We start from the raw sequence: 14,485 nt of genomic DNA, 5'->3' as shown, positions 1-14,485 counted from the left end.
GGCCGGATTCATCGGAGGTGAGTTGTGTGGGTCTGACTGCCACAGAGAAGATCCTCGCCCGGGCCGCCGGAAAACCCGCCGTGAAACCCGGGGAGATCGTCATGCCGCGGGTTGACAGGCTGCTTATCAACGACCTGCTGGGCGTCATAACCTTCAGCCAATTCGAGTCCCTCGGGGCCAGAACCGTGTGGGATCCGGACCGGGTACTGGTTGCCGCCGACCACAGGGTCCCGCCGGCCGAAGTGAAATGGGCCGAACAGCAGAAGAAATGCCGTGAGTACTGCAAGAAGTATGGTATCAGGTTCGCCGAGATCGGCCGCCACGGGATAGGGCACCAGCTCATGGTCGAGGATTTCACACTACCCGGGGAGGTTTCCCTCGGAACCGACTCTCATGCCACGATGTACGGTGGCCTGGGCGCTCTCGCCTGCGGAGTCACGTCTTCAGACGCGGCCGTAATCCTGGCCACGGGGAAGATATGGCTCCAGGTACCTCCGTCCGTAAGGTTCTCAGTATCGGGTGCCTTACCGCGCATGGTCACAGCCAAGGACCTCGCCCTGACGATCGTCTCCGCCGCTCCGGCGGAGGAGTTCATCTACAAGGCAATAGAGATAGGCGGCGATTGCATCAAGAACATGAGCGTGGCCGGGCGACTCGTTATATGCAATATGGTCGCCGAGATGGGGGCCAAGAACGGCATCATCCCGGCTGATGAGAAGACCTTTGAATACCTGAACATGCCTGCGGACTCCGCTTCGATGGTGACTTCTGACCCCGATGCGGCGTTTGAGAGCAGTTTCGAGATCGTTGTCAGCGAAATGGCACCGAAAGTCGCGTGCCCCCACAGTGTGGACAACGTGAAGGATATCGGCGAAGTAAAGGGCACCCCGATACAGCAGGCGTTCCTCGGTTCGTGCACCAACGGGCGCCTGGAGGACCTGATCGAGGCCGCCGAGATTCTGAAGGGCAAGAAGGTCCATCCGAACGTGAGGTTGCTGGTCGTCCCGGCGAGCCAGAGGGTATTCCTCGAGGCGACTCGCATGGGGTTGATCGAGGTATTCCTCGATGCCGGCGCTGCGATAATGACCCCAAGTTGCGCGTCATGCGCCGGGTCCGGCCCCGGCGTCATCGCGTCGGGCGAGGCGTGCATAAGCACCACAAACCGCAACTTCGAGGGCAGGATGGGAAGCCCGAAGTCCAGCGTGTACCTGGCATCGGCGTACACGGTGGCCGCCTCGGCTGTTGCCGGCGTTATCGAAGACCCTAGAGCGTTCTGAGGGGGTGTGTTCGTGGAGAGCATCGTCAGGGGAGTGGTCTGGAAGTGCGGAGACGGCGTCTCAGCCTACGATATCATCGGCAAGGACCGCTGGACCATGGATAAGATGGACCCGGCGGAGCTGGGCAAATGGGCACTCGAAGGTGCGCTGCCGGCGGTCAGGAACGTTCCGTTCGGGTTCAAGAATCTGGGATACGAGATCGTAATCGCCGGAACGGACTTCGGGGGCGGCGGTAAGAGCATCGAGCATCCCATAGTCGCTTTGAAGGGCGCCGGAGTGACACTCGTTATCGCTGAGTCTTTTGCCAGGTACACGTTCCGGAATGCCATAAACCTCGGGCTTCCGGCCATACAGTGCAAGGGCATCACAGAGGTGTTCGAGACAGGCCAGCAGATAGAGGCCGACCTCCTGAGCGGGAAGATCAGGAACCTCTCAACAGGCGCCTCGATCGAGGGGACGCCGTTGACCGACTTCGTCCTGGACCTCGTTGGCTCCGGGGGGCTGCTCGAGTACATGAGGGCTAAACTGGCATCGGGCAGACAAGATACTTAATCCATCGTTATCCAGGGAGGCCTTGAGCATGGCCGTTGAGAAAGTGGTTGTTCCCGTGATCCCTGGCGACGGTGTGGGCCCTGAGCTGGCGGAAGCGGCACGCCTTTGCGTGGAGGCGCTCAACGCCAGGATGGGGACCGCGGTGGAGCTGGTCCCCCATAAGGCGGGGTATGGGTGTTACCTCGAATCGGGCACCGCATTGCCTGACAACACCGTGTCGGCGATGATTAACTCCCGGGCAACGTTGATAGGCGCGATAACCGGGAAGCTCTGTCCTCCACCGAGCCCGATGGGGCAGATCCGGAAGTCCCTGGGGCTCTGGGGCGACATCCGGCATTGCGTCTCGATTCCCGGATCTCCGAGAGACGGAATCGACATCGTCATTATCCGGGAATGCAGCGAGGGTTTCCTCTCCGACAGGAACATGTTCCAAGGAAACGGCGAGTTCATGCCCACGCCCGACACCGTGATTTCGTTGCGCGTCACCACCCGGCTCAAGTGCGAGCGCATAGCGGGATTTGCGTTCCGGTACGCCCTCGAGCACGGCCGCAAACGGATTACCGTGGCGCACAAGAGCGTGGTATTCCCGCTTGGATGCGGCATGTTCAGGGAGTGTCTCACGGAAGAATCGAAGCGCCATCCTGGAGTAGTCCTGGACGAGAAGTTGATAGACGAGCTCGCGGGCGATCTCGCGCTGAACCCGCAGGCGTACGACGTGATTGCCGCAACCAATATGTTCGGGGACATTCTCTCGGAGGTAGTTGCCAGCCAGGTCGGTAGCATCGTTGCGATTCAGAATGTGGGGGACCGGTCCGCGGTGTTCTACCCCAGCCACGGGGCACCAGCGGGTCAGGCGGGCCGCAACAACGTCAACCCTCTGGCCATGCTGCGAGCCGTCTGTATGATGATGAACTGGCTGGATATGCCGGAAGGCGCCAGCGCGCTCGACGCGGCCCTCCGGGGCGCCTGTGATGAGACTAAAATCGGGGGGTCTCCAGTGCTACCTGCCGGCGTTACCACCTCCGGCTTTGTCAGGATGGTTATCGATCGCATTTCGGTGTAGGCATCCCTACGCGTCCATTCAACGGGAGGAGTGATCCTGTGCTGTCGGCCAAGTTCAAGCAGGCTCTTCGTGAAGGAAGGGCGGTCGTCGGCTGTACTGTATCCATCAATTCCCCGGAAATAGTCGAAGCCTGTGGGTTAGTGGGGTTTGATTTCGCATTCATTGATGCGGAACACGCGCCTTTCAACGAGAGGGAGTGCCAAACGCTCGTGATGGCGGCCGATGTCGTGAGTATGGCTAGCCTCATCAGGACGCCGGACAACAACCCAAGGCAGATCCTCAAGCTAATGGACATAGGCGCGTCCGGCATAATAGTCCCGGATGTCGAGACTGCGGAGGACGCTTCCCGCGCCGTCAAGGCCGTGAAATATGTCCCGCTGGGTGAGAGAGGGTTGTCGTCCGTCCGCTCGGCGCGATACAGCCTGGGAGGGTCGCTGGGGGATTATACCGCGGCTTCCAACGCAGAATCCGTTGTGATCTGCATGGTAGAGTCAAAGCGAGCCGTGGAGAACATAGACGAGATCCTTGACTGTGAACTGGTGGACGGAGTCATAATCGGGACAACCGACCTGTCCAACTCCTTCGGTGTAGCCGGTCAGCGGAACAGCCCCGAGGTTAACAAGGCAGTGGAGCACGTTGTTTCGAGGGCCAGAGCCGTGGGTAAACCATACGGGGCCGTGGTCAGGGGCGACGAGAACCCAAAGCAATATCTCGAACAGGGGTACACAATAATCATTGGAAGTGGAATGGGGTTCTTCACAAAGAGCGCCCGCGGCTTCGTCCGTGATTTCAAATCCTTCGGGGCGAAGTAACAGTCAAGGCATTCGAGGGATTGTGACCCGGTGCATACCCACCGGCGCCGGGTCTCCTATCTTCGTCAGGCCGCGCGGCGGACGGCGTGTGCCCGGAGACCGGCCCAGCCGGCAAGTGCCACGGAGTAGACAAAGCCTATCATGCCACTGATCGCGAAGCCCCACCTTGCCCCAAGGGCGTCGCATATCGCACCCGCGAACAGGCCTCCGAGGAACGGGGACCCCCTGGTTATCAAGGAGTAGATCCCCATCACCCTCCCCCGCAGGTAATCCGGTGAATTGATCTGAAGGAGGCTGTTCACGGTGTTCATGACGATTATACCCGACGCCCCGTACGCTCCCATGGCAATAGTGGATAATGCGGAGGGGTAGGTCAGTACAGCCGTAACCACCGAGGCAAGCGATAACCCGAGGATCCCCAAAGCAATTACCCTCAGGCTCGGCCCGTTCCGGTTCACGTACGAGCCAAAAAACGCGCCACACAATGCGCCCAGGCCCATGGAGCTCATCAGGAAGCCGGTTGCTGTTGCCGATCCCCCCAGCACTTCCCTCGCGAGCACTGGGATCAGGACGTGGTAGTTGAACAGAAACACGGATGTCGTGGTCGCGGATACCACTGCCAGCGACATTGCGGGCTTTTTATCAACGTACGCGAACCCTTCTCTAATCTCACTAATCATCCGGCTCATCATTGGGTAGGGTGGGTGCTGAGTCTTGGGGCCATGGTCCCCCATCAGTGTCAGCGCCACTATCACGGGTATGTAGCTTGCACCGTTCAACAGGAACGCCACTCCCGGGCCGAATGCCCCTATCACCAGCCCGGCCACCGCGGGCCCAACGATCCTGGCCAGGTTGAGTATGCTGGTGTTGAGCGATACCGCTCCCACCACGTCCTCCTTACCCACCATTTCCGTCACGAGCGAATGCCTTGCGGGTGTGTCAAAGGCCGTTGCGATACCCAGGAGTAAGGAGAAAATGATGATATGCAGGTAAGACACCTGGCCGACGAGAGTGAGGATGCCCAGTGCGAACGCGAGAACGCACATGGTGGACTGCACGACTATCAGGAGTCTCCTTTTCGGGAACCTGTCCGCCAGGCATCCCGCGAAAAGTGACAACCCGAAGACCGGCCCGTACTGAGCCATCGTCTGGCAGCCCAGGAGAAACGGGGATTTGGTCATGTCCAGGACAAGCCAGGATTGGGCAACCGTCTGGGTCCACGTGCCGATCAGTGAGACCGCCTGCCCCAACCAGAATAGGCGGAAGTCTCTGTGCTTCAGAGCCGCAAGTGGTCCCACCAGGTTTACCCTCCCCGCCCGGCCGGACCGTTCAGCCAGCCGTCTCCATCTCACCCTACGCATTCGGCAGGGTTCAATTAATCCCCTGTAGAATGTCTACATCATAAATACCACATTCATAATGTGAATACCATTGTGTGCCGGCGTGGAGACTTGGGGGTGAGTGTCATGATTGCGGCAAAGAGTAACAGTGGGCTGATGATCAAGTCGGTCGTCAAAGCCCTTTCGATTCTAGACCTGTTCGTCAGCACACGCCAGCCCTTGAGTGCCACGGCGATTAGCAGGGAGACTGGCCTCAATTTCTCCACCACTCATCACCTCGTTGCCACATTGCGGGAGTGTGGATATCTCGAGCAGGACGCCGCCAGCCGGAGATACCGGCTCGGTCCGAGAGCGCTACAGCTGGCCCTTGCGGCCGAAGATCTACTTGAACTCCCTGAGAGGGCCCGCCCGGTATTGCGAGAGCTAGCGTTGCGGGTAAGGGAAAGCGCGAACATCGCTGTGCTTGATGGTGGGGAAGTCGTCTATGTCGGGCAGGCCTCGAGTCCGGCCCCCATACGGATGTTCACCAGGATAGGGGCGAGGGCTCCCGTTCACTGCACGGGAGTCGGCAAGGTGTTCCTTGCGTTTAGACCCGAGGAGGAAGCGATGGTCCTCGCGTCGGCATCTGGGTACACACGGTTTACGAACACGACCATCACAGAATGGCAGTCCCTCCGGCAGGAGCTCCAGAGGATCAGGGAACAGGGATGGAGCGTCGACCGGGAGGAACGGGAGGAAGGAGTCGCCTGCGTAGCCGCCCCCGTGAGGGATGCCTCTGGCTCGGTGTGTGCAGCCCTCAGTGTGTCGGGTCCGGCGGGCCGCATCCTGCAGAGGCTTGGGAGCCTGTCTTCCGAGGTAACGAGAGCGGCGCAACGATTGTCGCTGGACCTCGGGCACGGGTTACGCGGCATGCTGGATTGATTTACACCTGTGATGAATGTCAATAGGCCCCGATATCGATGTTCCTCTCTATGCGGCGGCCTCTGCTTGAATCGAATGGTCGGTTCTGCTGCGCGTCAGCAGGCTGCACGACTCGCACAGAGCCTTGTCCAGTGCGACATGGGGCTTGTGGAGCTCTCCAGCTTGTTGTCTCACGGCCTTGAGTTTCTGGGTGTACCTCGTGGATTTGAGACTACGGTACGGCTCGCCGGTCAGAAGCATCGCCCAGGCGACGATGAGGAGTATGCGTGCTGTCGCAATCACCGCCCGTTTGCGTCCCAGGTGCTTCTCTTTACGGTGGAAGAACTTCCCCAGTGTCTCCGAGTCGTGAAGCGCTACCTGATAGAAGGCTTGTACCAGCACACGGCGCAGGTCAGAAGCCCCATTCTTGCTGATGTGTCCACGTCGGTCTTCTTCCCCTGACTGCAGTACTGATGGGTCGAGCCCAGCATACCGGACTACTGCCTTTGGACTACGAAAACGAGAAGCGTCTCCAAGGCGAGCCCAGATCAGGCTTGCAGCGATAAGCCCTACACCGGTGATGCTCATAAGTAGATGGATCTTCGGGTTGGACATTGCACGCCGGGCGATCTCGGACTCCGTGGCCCTGATTTCCTCATCAATGCAATTGAGCATGCGAACAATGCTCACCGCTATTGCCAAGTCCGCTTCTCCAATCCGAATGTCGCGACTATGCGATGCTAACCACTTGCGGATGTCGCTGTTCCTAGCCAGTGAGTAGCCGTTACGCCCCAACACCCCCTTGGCCTCATTCTGGCTGCGTATTCGTTGCCTCACGAGTTGCTCTCTAAGGCAAACCAGATCCCTCATTTCGCGGATCTCGTGCGGTGGCACCCAGACAGCCGGCACTGTGCCGAGAGCGAGCATCTTCGCCAGCCGTTCCGCATCTACACGGTCAGTATGGCGCCCACTACCCAGGCGTTTCATTTCCACCGGATTAGCCATTACCACTTGACCTGCGACCGGAGAAAGAAGATCATGAATTTGAAAGGCATTCCCGGTTACCTCAATGGCCACCCTGCTAGCCTGGTCGATGTCGACAGAAACAAATCGTTGCCGGGCCTCCGGGGTGTTGGGGAATCGGAAATGCCTTCCCTTTTCAACTCCGGTAATCCATTCGCAACCGTGCACGTAGTCTTTGTGCAGATCGAGTCCGAAGTAGCGCGGCATGACAATAGCCTCCTGCAATAAGACTTCTTTCGAGCGCGGCGGGCCCTCTGACTTACGGGTTCAGCGATGCATACACCTGTACGGGTTCTCCGGCTATCTAAGCCGGACTCATATGGGCGGTACGCGGGAGGGGCCGACCAAACACCAACTTCGAGCTCCATGCCCATGTAAATTGCCGGCGCACCCTCCGCCCGCGCTCTTCACCCACTTCCGCCCATCAACCGGCGGAAACCTTATGCGGAGTCTCCCGGACTCCTTCTTCGAAGCGTCCTGCGCTGCGACAATCATTTGCTATCTCAATCATGCCAACACCATTCAAGCCATGGGCGCTCCTGTTGAAATCGTCGCGGTTGCGGCGGCCGAAAACTCGCATTGGGGAGGGGACGTGAATTGCTCGTTGCTGAAGTGATTGTCAAGGCTCTGCTTATACAGGAGTGCAGGAGGTATTCGGGCTACCGGGCGGGGAGGTGCTCGATTTCGTTGAAGCAGGCCGCTGTGCCGGCCTGCCATTCATACTTATGCGGCATGAATCAGCGGCTTCTTTCGCCGCCGATGTCACCGGACAGATAACCGGGAGACCGGGTGTGTGCCTGTCGACTCTCGGCCCCGGCGCCACAAACATGATTACAGGTGTCGCAAACGCCTAACTGGATCGCTCCCCAGTGATCGCGATTACCGGACAGATGGCGCCCGAGGTGTAACGGGAATATGCCACACCAGCGGATAGACCTGTGCTCCCTGTACCGGCCGGTTACGAAGTGGTCTGTCAGGGTCACCAGGCAGAACGCGGGCGCGGCGATCTCCGCCGCGATTGACGTAGCCCTGCGCAGGCCGCGGGGCCCGGTTCACCTGGAGCTCGCCAGCACCATATCCCGCTCGGAAGCCATTCTGCCGGGTTCGCTCGGTGAGGGGGAGCAACCGCCGAAAGACGAGCAGCCGAGCACGATCAGCCTTGATGAAGTACTCGGGCGGCTGGAGCGATCCGCTCGGCCTGCCCTCGTGGTCGGCATCAACGTGGAACCCCTGTCTACGGCCGGACCGTTAAGGGTCCTGGCGGAACGATCCGAAATACCGGTTCTGGTTTCTCCCAAGGCCAAAGGGATATTCCCGCACGATCACCCACTATTTGTTGGGGTCGCTACGGGGATGGCCGCCGACGACCGCGCACTCGAGTTCATTGGAAAGTGCGATCTCATAATTGGAGTAGGGTTTGACGCGAGCGAAGCCGACAAGACGTGGCCGGCGACCTCGCCGGTAATCTGGCTTGAAGATGCTCCGCGTGACCGCGCCGGATGGCCGGGAGACTACCTCGTGGGGTCGGTCCCCGCCACTCTGTCTGCCCTCACGGCTGGCTACCGGGGTAGGCACGAGTGGACGGCTGAGGAAATATCCGTAGCCCGCGCGATAGTGGCGCCGAAGAACCTTGCGGGTCCAGGCGTCTCACCTGCGAAGGCGTTGGCCGCCATACGCGAGGAGCTTCCCGCAGACGGCGTGTTTGTCTTTGACGTTGGTGCACACAAGCTTCTTGGTGGACAGGCCTGGTCGGCAGACCGGCCTCTCACATTCTTCATGTCGAATGGCTTATCGTCAATGGGATACGGCGTACCCGGGGTGATTGCGGCGAAGCGGTGTGCCGGCAGCCGACCGGTGGTGGCCGTCGTGGGTGACGGCGGATTTGCCATGATGGTTCACGATATTGAGACAGCCGTCAGGGGAAAGCAGAGCGTCGTCTATGTCGTTTTCAACGACGAAAGCCTCACGCTGATACAGGTCCTTCAGTCGCGTCGCAAGTTCGAACGGTACGGTATGGATTTGGGTGGGGTCAATTGGGCAATGGTTGCCGAGTCGTTCGGAGCCAAGGGCATCCGGGTAGCGTCGATTGACCAGCTCAAGCGTGCCGTTCGCGACAGCATTCACGGCAGCGTGCCCGTCGTTATAGACGTTCCTATAAATGCCTCCGAATACGCTCTTCAGATCTAGTTGAGGCATGCTGTCTTTGATCCAGCTGTCGCTGAGTTGGCCGGGGAGCTTACGCGAGGACCGGAAGAGACGGGGGCCCTTTGTTCCAGCACGAGGTCGCTGTTGGAGCCGATCTCGAACACGGCGGGGTCAGCCAGCCGCGACGCCTACAGGACCCTTTTCAATCTGGGCAGCATCCTGTCAGGAACCTCTCGCAGGCGCTCGATGCGGTGGTGCGCCTCCACCTCGATTATGGGAATGCCCTGCCCCGCGTAGCGTTCGACAAGCGCCCGCCCCAGCGGGTAGTCCTGCGCTCCCCTCTCGACGTACACCTCGGTCGGCACGAAGAGGCGGCCGGTTGACCCGGGCTGATCCAGCGGCATGCACCTCCGTTACGGAGTATGCCCCGGCGGAGGGAGTGCACGTGGGCGGATACAGGCGAGAGCGTGCACGTGAATGGGATCATAGCCTGTGCAATGATCACGATTATGCGGATATGATCACGTTTTCTCCCACAGCTGCCTCTGAATGAAGCCGGGATCAAACGAGTTCAAGACCATTCCCCCTGTGCACGCCACTCTCGCCGCACTATCGCCTCCTGCATCGCCTCGGCCGGTCGGCGTTCTCCTGCAGTGTTCTACTCGATCACGTCGGTGTATTCTCCGGCATTCCAGTCACTTCCTATTGTTTCGCGGGAGTGCTGCTCCGTATCTTCTATGGTTTCCTGACCAGCTGGGGCTCGATAGGGGACCAGGTGTATCCCCCATTAACCGTCCTGAGCAGCACCGTTGCGCGAGGGTTGGGGTGCTCGGGGGATTTCGGCAGCAACCGGGGTACGCTGAGCAGGATCCAACCGGCCTTCTCTGTGACGAAGTCAACCTGCTCCACCGCATAGCCGTCTTGCAGCAACTTCCCCAGCGCCTCGTCGGGAGCTATTTCCGCCCAGGACCTCCCGCCGTCGACGGTACGATAGAGGCACCCTTTGACCGGGGCGGTTGAACCGCTATCGCGGGGTTCCTGTCTCCAGGTCCACCCGTTGCGTGCGTCGATAAACTCCACGATCGCCTCGGGTCGTATGGGTGGCAGGCTCTGCCACGTCCGTCCCCCGTCGCGCGTCACGTAGATGACCGTGGCGTACTCGGTAGCTTTGTGGCTTGCTGGAACCAGGGTAGCCGTCAGGAGGCCGTCCAGGTGCTGAGGCGGAAAAAACACCGGTGCAGACACAACGTCGAGCCTCCCGTCAGAATACCCGGATGGAAGAGCCAGGTCTTGCGGCTGCCAGGTGCGACCGCCGTCCAGGCTGATGTAAAGCGGGTGGTCGGGCGTAAACCCAGCTCCCAGGCGGCCCGCAAGCCAGCCGGCCGAGACGTCGCGAAAACCAAATGGGCCGCCGAATGGCAGACGGCCTTTCTCATCTCCATTCTTGTCCCTGGTCGCTGACGTAGACGATACCAGTGACCAGTGCTCCCCGCCATCGCTGGTGGCATACAGTTCGCCCGGACGGGAACTCATGCCGTGCTCGGGTTCGATCATCAACCAGCCGTGCTTCAGATCGACGAAGGCCAATGACGCCCCGTAGATCAGCCCGCCCCCGGTTTTCTTCACGACCTCCACGCCCCGCCACGTCAGTCCCCCGTCCGCGGTGGTGAAGACAGTCACCATCGGTTCGCCGTCCCTGACTGCCACAACCCATCCTGTCATGGGATCGAGGAATCTTGCCTCGATGCCGCGATCCGCGCTTTGGGCCCCGGGTGGAGTAACATCCTCCCAGCATCGTCCGCCATCCACAGTCCATAGAAGCGAATTCCCGCTCAACGCCCATCCGGTGGATTCGCTGACCATGTGAATAGATGAGAGCACTGCCTGCGGATCCAGGCTGGCGTCCTCAAGCCTGCGGGCAGGAGGCTTGACCTGGCCGGGACCGCACCCAGCCACTAATAGCGCCGCGGATAACGCCAGCGCTGCGGAAAATGCAATCCAGGGAAAAACTAACTTCCTCATCCCCACACCTACTTCAGGACCATTCAGGCTCCCTGACGACTCTTATGAGGGTCTTGTTCCAGCACTATCTGAGGCAGCAAATTCAGCCCGTCGACGTGTTCGAGATCGATGAGCACCATGGCGTCTGCCAGGGGAATCATGGGTGCTCGCCCTCGGTCCATTCTGCCAACTTCGCCAGCACTTCTGCTAGCCTCATTCACCTGTATGACTGCGTTGAATAACGCGAACTGCTGCATTTCATCAAGGACCACCGCGGTGACTTGGCGCCCTTGGTCGTGGCCGTCGTGGAGAGGTATCTACCGGAGCCGGTGAACCTTGCCGGCTCTGAGGGCATCTAGCTAGTGACGGCCGATGCCGGCGCAGCCCGCACTCTGCGGTGACCCAGACGAGCCGCTAGGCTGCGAGCGGGTGGGTGGATGCAGGCACGAGCGTGCACGTTTAATGAGATCATACCCTGCGCAATGATTCCGATTATGCGGATATGATCACGTTTTCTCCCACAGTGCGTTTCGCCCTGTCTTCATGCACTTGGCCTACCGGACTCTCGCTCCTGCCCCTGAATGATGGAATCGTCGACAGCTATCGTGACGACGCGCTTAATCCTCGTCTGGGGAGGCGCCACGTGCGTCAGACAAGTTGGACAGGGGGTGAGTACTGGAAGACAGTTCTCCCGGCGAACGGTCGCAGGTGGGCCCTGAACCGTGCGGGGGCGCGGCTAGCATCGCCGGGCTTCACTCCGCTTGACTGGGCGGCGACACAACGATATCATTGTGTTAATGATTCCAGGATTCGACGCCCATGGTAACCTGCGACCAGGAACATACTGGCCTACCTGGGACGAGTTCGTCGAGCGGTTCGGAGTCTCGTCCCAGAGAGTCGATATGCTCGGAGGCCTCGATCTGCGCTTGAGACCTTAAAAGTGGGGGGGCGTAATCGCGTTTGACCTGCGGAGGTTATCATGATAAACAACGAGCGGCAATACCGGATTACCAGAGCTCAGGCGGGAAAGGTTGAGGAAGCTCTTACGAATTGGGTCCGCCAGCCTCCGGCTGACTTGGATCCATTGCTGCGGAAGTCCTACGAGGATGCCCTTCGAAGTCAACTGGAGGACCTTCGTGAGGAAATGAGGCAGTACGAAGCACTGCGGCTGCAAGAGCCAAGGTTGCTTGGTCTCGAGGAACTGGAGGATCTGCCTCAGGCCCTGATCAACGCGCGTATCGCTGCCGGCCTGACCCAGAGGGAGCTGGCTGAACTGCTGAATCTGAAGGAACAGCAGATCCAGAGGTATGAGGCGACGGAGTACGCTTCGGCGAGTCTAGGCCGTGTTCAGCGGATAGCGAAGGTACTCTGTGACAGGGTCCGCGAGCGCTCAGGGCGCTACGCTGCTTCTTCGCCGGACCAGGGCGGACGTGCGGACGGAGAGAACGGCGTCAAGGCGTAGCGATCTCGGCTGCCCTCGACGTCGCAATCTCCTCATCAACCAGCGCCTCGAAGACGAGCCGGGTGAGGCGACTCTACCCTCGTGGCTCCCAGCGCAGTAGTCCCCGCGTCGACGCCAGTTTCTCCACCGTCTCCTTGAGACCGGACAGCGCGAGCCTCTCCCAGCTCGCGGACGTCGTTGTCGACCCCAGGGCGCGCCGCACCTGGGTATCGAACCGCTTCGGCAGGTGCGACCGGTAGAGCCGCCAGTAGTAATCGATGGCATCCTCACGCTGGTCGAGCAGCCTTTGCGTGGGCAGGCAGTCCCGTTTCTCGTTGTTCAGGCGCGGCAGGCAGGGGAGCATGTTCCACAGGTCGCTGTTGCCCCACACGGAGTACGGGATCACGTGGTCGACGTTGTAGTCGTCCTTGAGGGGCTGCCCGCTCCAGACGCACTCGAGACCCGTGTCCGCCGCTCGCAGGATTTGGCGGACTTCGTCCGTGCCGCGTCTGGCTCCAGGGCTCGCCAGCAGGAGGGGCAGTACTTCGCTCATGGTGATGCCGGGGTTCATTTCCACGGTGAGCTGCGCCCACCGGACAACGATGCTGTCCTCGATCCAGTGGTCGAAGCGGGAGATGTCCATCCAGATAGGCTGCGGGACGACTACCCATCCAAAGGGGTCATCGGGACCGCTGTCGCCTGGGTGGTCGCCGGGCTGGGCGGGGAGGCGGCGTACGAACCGGAACAGGCGGGGGCCCTTCGTGCCAGCGTAGGTGACAGGTCCCCATCGTATGGCGTCGGCGATCCGCTTCAGGCTGGCGACGTACAGGCCGGGCTCCTCGTCGATGTGGTTGAGCACCGCATACAGGCCGTCCAGTCCGAAGAAACCGGCGAGGTCCTGTACCGTCCGGCGGAAAGAGATGAGGTTCTTGCCGCCCGGCTTCTCGCCATGCATCTGCGAGATGAAGTCGGGGGCGTTGACGACCGGCCAGTAGTATATTAGCCACCTCACGGCCAGCGAGGCGAGGGGGACGTACACGTCGTCCCGGCCCCACCTGGCCACGTGCGGCTCGTAGCGGCTCACGTGGCAGAGCGCGCGGATCAGGGCGAACTTGTACGTGGCGACTTTCCGGTCCTGGACCAGGACGCCCTGTATCCGGTTCAGCCCGTGGGCCGGTGAGTCGGCGCCCTTCTCCGACACGATGACGTGCCAGGCTATCTCGGGTCTCCAGGCGTCGCGCTGTTTGACGACGGCGAGGTTCTTCAGTCCCGTCGACTCCAGGAGCAGCACCAGCTTTCCCGGTGGAATGCTGGTGTAAAGCCGCCCGTCGGCCTCGCGTTCTCCATCCGCCTGGCTCGGCCGGTAGGTGAGTATCAGCCGGCCGCCCGGCTTCAGTATCCTGGCGAGGTTGAAGGCCGCTGTTATGAGGTCCTGCCTTGGCAGGTGCATTATGGTTGCCGAACACAACACGTTGGAGTACGCATTGTCGGGGATGGTCTTCAGATCGGGCAGGCTGTCCTGGCGGGTGTCGATGCCGGGGTACGATGCCCGCGCCTCGGCGACCATCCTGGGCAGGGCATCGTATCCCACCGCCGGGAAACCGTTCGCGCTGAGCCAGGCGACATCGCGGCCGCTGCCGGAGCCGATGTCGACCGTCGGTTCGCCCGGGTGGAAGAAGGCCGTGATCAGGTGATATAGCTGCATCGGCTCGGCCGAGCGGTACTGCTTGCTGAAGACCTCAGCGTTGGTTTCGTAGACGTACAGGGTTCTCTCGTCCATGTTGGCGCCCCCGGGATCGTTGGCCTACAGGGATAGTACGACGCGGGGGCGGGGTTACCTACCGCTGGAGTCTGCTTTGATCGGGGAGCGGGCAGCCGCTCGCCGAGAGCCGAGCCCGGGATCGACACGGTTAGCGAATGAAGGAGTCCGC

At 60.7% G+C, this 14,485-nt stretch carries 13 protein-coding genes; 8 read left to right on the top strand and 5 right to left on the bottom strand.

Annotation, left to right across the window (positions count from 1 at the left end):
• The first annotated feature begins 26 nt into the window (after positions 1-26).
• The 4 genes from HPY55_04475 to HPY55_04460 are packed head-to-tail and all read left to right on the top strand — an operon-like array spanning position 27 to position 3,704.
• Positions 27-1,277 carry a 3-isopropylmalate dehydratase large subunit gene (locus HPY55_04475; protein NPV69893.1) on the top strand — a complete coding sequence of 417 codons (1,251 nt, stop codon included), beginning with the start codon at positions 27-29 and terminating at the stop codon, positions 1,275-1,277.
• A gap of 12 nt (positions 1,278-1,289) precedes the next feature.
• Positions 1,290-1,829 (top strand): 3-isopropylmalate dehydratase, encoded by a 540-nt coding sequence (locus HPY55_04470; protein ID NPV69892.1) that lies wholly within the window; start codon positions 1,290-1,292, stop codon positions 1,827-1,829.
• A 28-nt stretch (positions 1,830-1,857) separates the two neighbouring features.
• Positions 1,858-2,892 carry a hypothetical protein gene (locus HPY55_04465; protein NPV69891.1) on the top strand — a complete coding sequence of 345 codons (1,035 nt, stop codon included), beginning with the start codon at positions 1,858-1,860 and terminating at the stop codon, positions 2,890-2,892.
• A gap of 38 nt (positions 2,893-2,930) precedes the next feature.
• Positions 2,931-3,704 carry a hypothetical protein gene (locus tag HPY55_04460; protein ID NPV69890.1) on the top strand — a complete coding sequence of 258 codons (774 nt, stop codon included), beginning with the start codon at positions 2,931-2,933 and terminating at the stop codon, positions 3,702-3,704.
• A 65-nt stretch (positions 3,705-3,769) separates the two neighbouring features.
• Here the strand turns inward: HPY55_04460 and HPY55_04455 are convergent, their stop codons facing one another.
• Positions 3,770-5,002, bottom strand: a complete 1,233-nt coding sequence (locus HPY55_04455; GenBank protein ID NPV69889.1) for an MFS transporter — start codon at positions 5,000-5,002, stop codon at positions 3,770-3,772.
• Positions 5,003-5,161: 159 nt separating this feature from the next.
• On the opposite strand from HPY55_04455, the gene HPY55_04450 reads away from it, so the two are divergent.
• Positions 5,162-5,965: an IclR family transcriptional regulator gene (locus HPY55_04450; GenBank protein ID NPV69888.1), complete on the top strand. Its 804-nt coding sequence runs from the start codon at positions 5,162-5,164 to the stop codon at positions 5,963-5,965.
• A 48-nt stretch (positions 5,966-6,013) separates the two neighbouring features.
• On the opposite strand, the gene HPY55_04445 is transcribed toward HPY55_04450, so the two are convergent.
• Positions 6,014-7,174, bottom strand: a complete 1,161-nt coding sequence (locus HPY55_04445) for an IS110 family transposase (GenBank protein NPV69887.1) — start codon at positions 7,172-7,174, stop codon at positions 6,014-6,016.
• A gap of 434 nt (positions 7,175-7,608) precedes the next feature.
• Here HPY55_04445 and HPY55_04440 point away from each other — a divergent pair, with 434 nt between their 5' ends.
• Positions 7,609-7,821, top strand: coding sequence for a hypothetical protein (locus HPY55_04440; protein NPV69886.1), 213 nt, complete (start codon positions 7,609-7,611; stop codon positions 7,819-7,821).
• Between the two features lie 61 nt (positions 7,822-7,882).
• Positions 7,883-9,154: a thiamine pyrophosphate-binding protein gene (locus HPY55_04435; protein ID NPV69885.1), complete on the top strand. Its 1,272-nt coding sequence runs from the start codon at positions 7,883-7,885 to the stop codon at positions 9,152-9,154.
• Positions 9,155-9,300: 146 nt separating this feature from the next.
• Here the strand turns inward: HPY55_04435 and HPY55_04430 are convergent, their stop codons facing one another.
• Both HPY55_04430 and HPY55_04425 read right to left on the bottom strand, forming a co-directional pair.
• The gene (locus HPY55_04430) at positions 9,301-9,516 is read right to left on the bottom strand and encodes a hypothetical protein (GenBank protein NPV69884.1); all 216 of its coding nucleotides are present in this window, start codon (positions 9,514-9,516) and stop codon (positions 9,301-9,303) included.
• A 331-nt stretch (positions 9,517-9,847) separates the two neighbouring features.
• Complete coding sequence (locus HPY55_04425) at positions 9,848-11,134, bottom strand: hypothetical protein (protein ID NPV69883.1); 1,287 nt, start codon at positions 11,132-11,134, stop codon at positions 9,848-9,850.
• A 958-nt stretch (positions 11,135-12,092) separates the two neighbouring features.
• Between HPY55_04425 and HPY55_04420 the strand changes: the two genes are divergently transcribed.
• A complete protein-coding gene (locus HPY55_04420) occupies positions 12,093-12,575 on the top strand; it encodes a helix-turn-helix transcriptional regulator (GenBank protein NPV69882.1) in 483 nt (160 codons plus the stop codon).
• A 73-nt stretch (positions 12,576-12,648) separates the two neighbouring features.
• Here the strand turns inward: HPY55_04420 and HPY55_04415 are convergent, their stop codons facing one another.
• Positions 12,649-14,334 (bottom strand): methyltransferase domain-containing protein, encoded by a 1,686-nt coding sequence (locus tag HPY55_04415; protein ID NPV69881.1) that lies wholly within the window; start codon positions 14,332-14,334, stop codon positions 12,649-12,651.
• Positions 14,335-14,485: the final 151 nt, after the last annotated feature.

This window comes from Bacillota bacterium, from assembly GCA_013178305.1.
In the GTDB taxonomy this organism is placed as follows: Bacteria; Bacillota; Sulfobacillia; order JABLXB01; family JABLXB01; genus JABLXB01.
The sequence above is the reverse complement of the archived record's forward strand: the minus strand, read 5'-3'. Positions and strand labels throughout refer to the sequence as shown.

What these genes read in the sequence shown, in the direction of transcription:
- HPY55_04465 (NPV69891.1), top strand. Translation starts at nt 1,858, where the DNA reads ATGGCCGTTGAGAAAGTGGTTGTTCCCGTGATCCCTGGCGACGGTGTG.
- HPY55_04445 (NPV69887.1), bottom strand. Translation starts at nt 7,174, where the DNA reads ATGCCGCGCTACTTCGGACTCGATCTGCACAAAGACTACGTGCACGGT.
- HPY55_04435 (NPV69885.1), top strand. Translation starts at nt 7,883, where the DNA reads ATGCCACACCAGCGGATAGACCTGTGCTCCCTGTACCGGCCGGTTACG.
- HPY55_04430 (NPV69884.1), bottom strand. Translation starts at nt 9,516, where the DNA reads ATGCCGCTGGATCAGCCCGGGTCAACCGGCCGCCTCTTCGTGCCGACC.
- HPY55_04425 (NPV69883.1), bottom strand. Translation starts at nt 11,134, where the DNA reads ATGAGGAAGTTAGTTTTTCCCTGGATTGCATTTTCCGCAGCGCTGGCG.
- HPY55_04420 (NPV69882.1), top strand. Translation starts at nt 12,093, where the DNA reads ATGATAAACAACGAGCGGCAATACCGGATTACCAGAGCTCAGGCGGGA.
- HPY55_04415 (NPV69881.1), bottom strand. Translation starts at nt 14,334, where the DNA reads ATGGACGAGAGAACCCTGTACGTCTACGAAACCAACGCTGAGGTCTTC.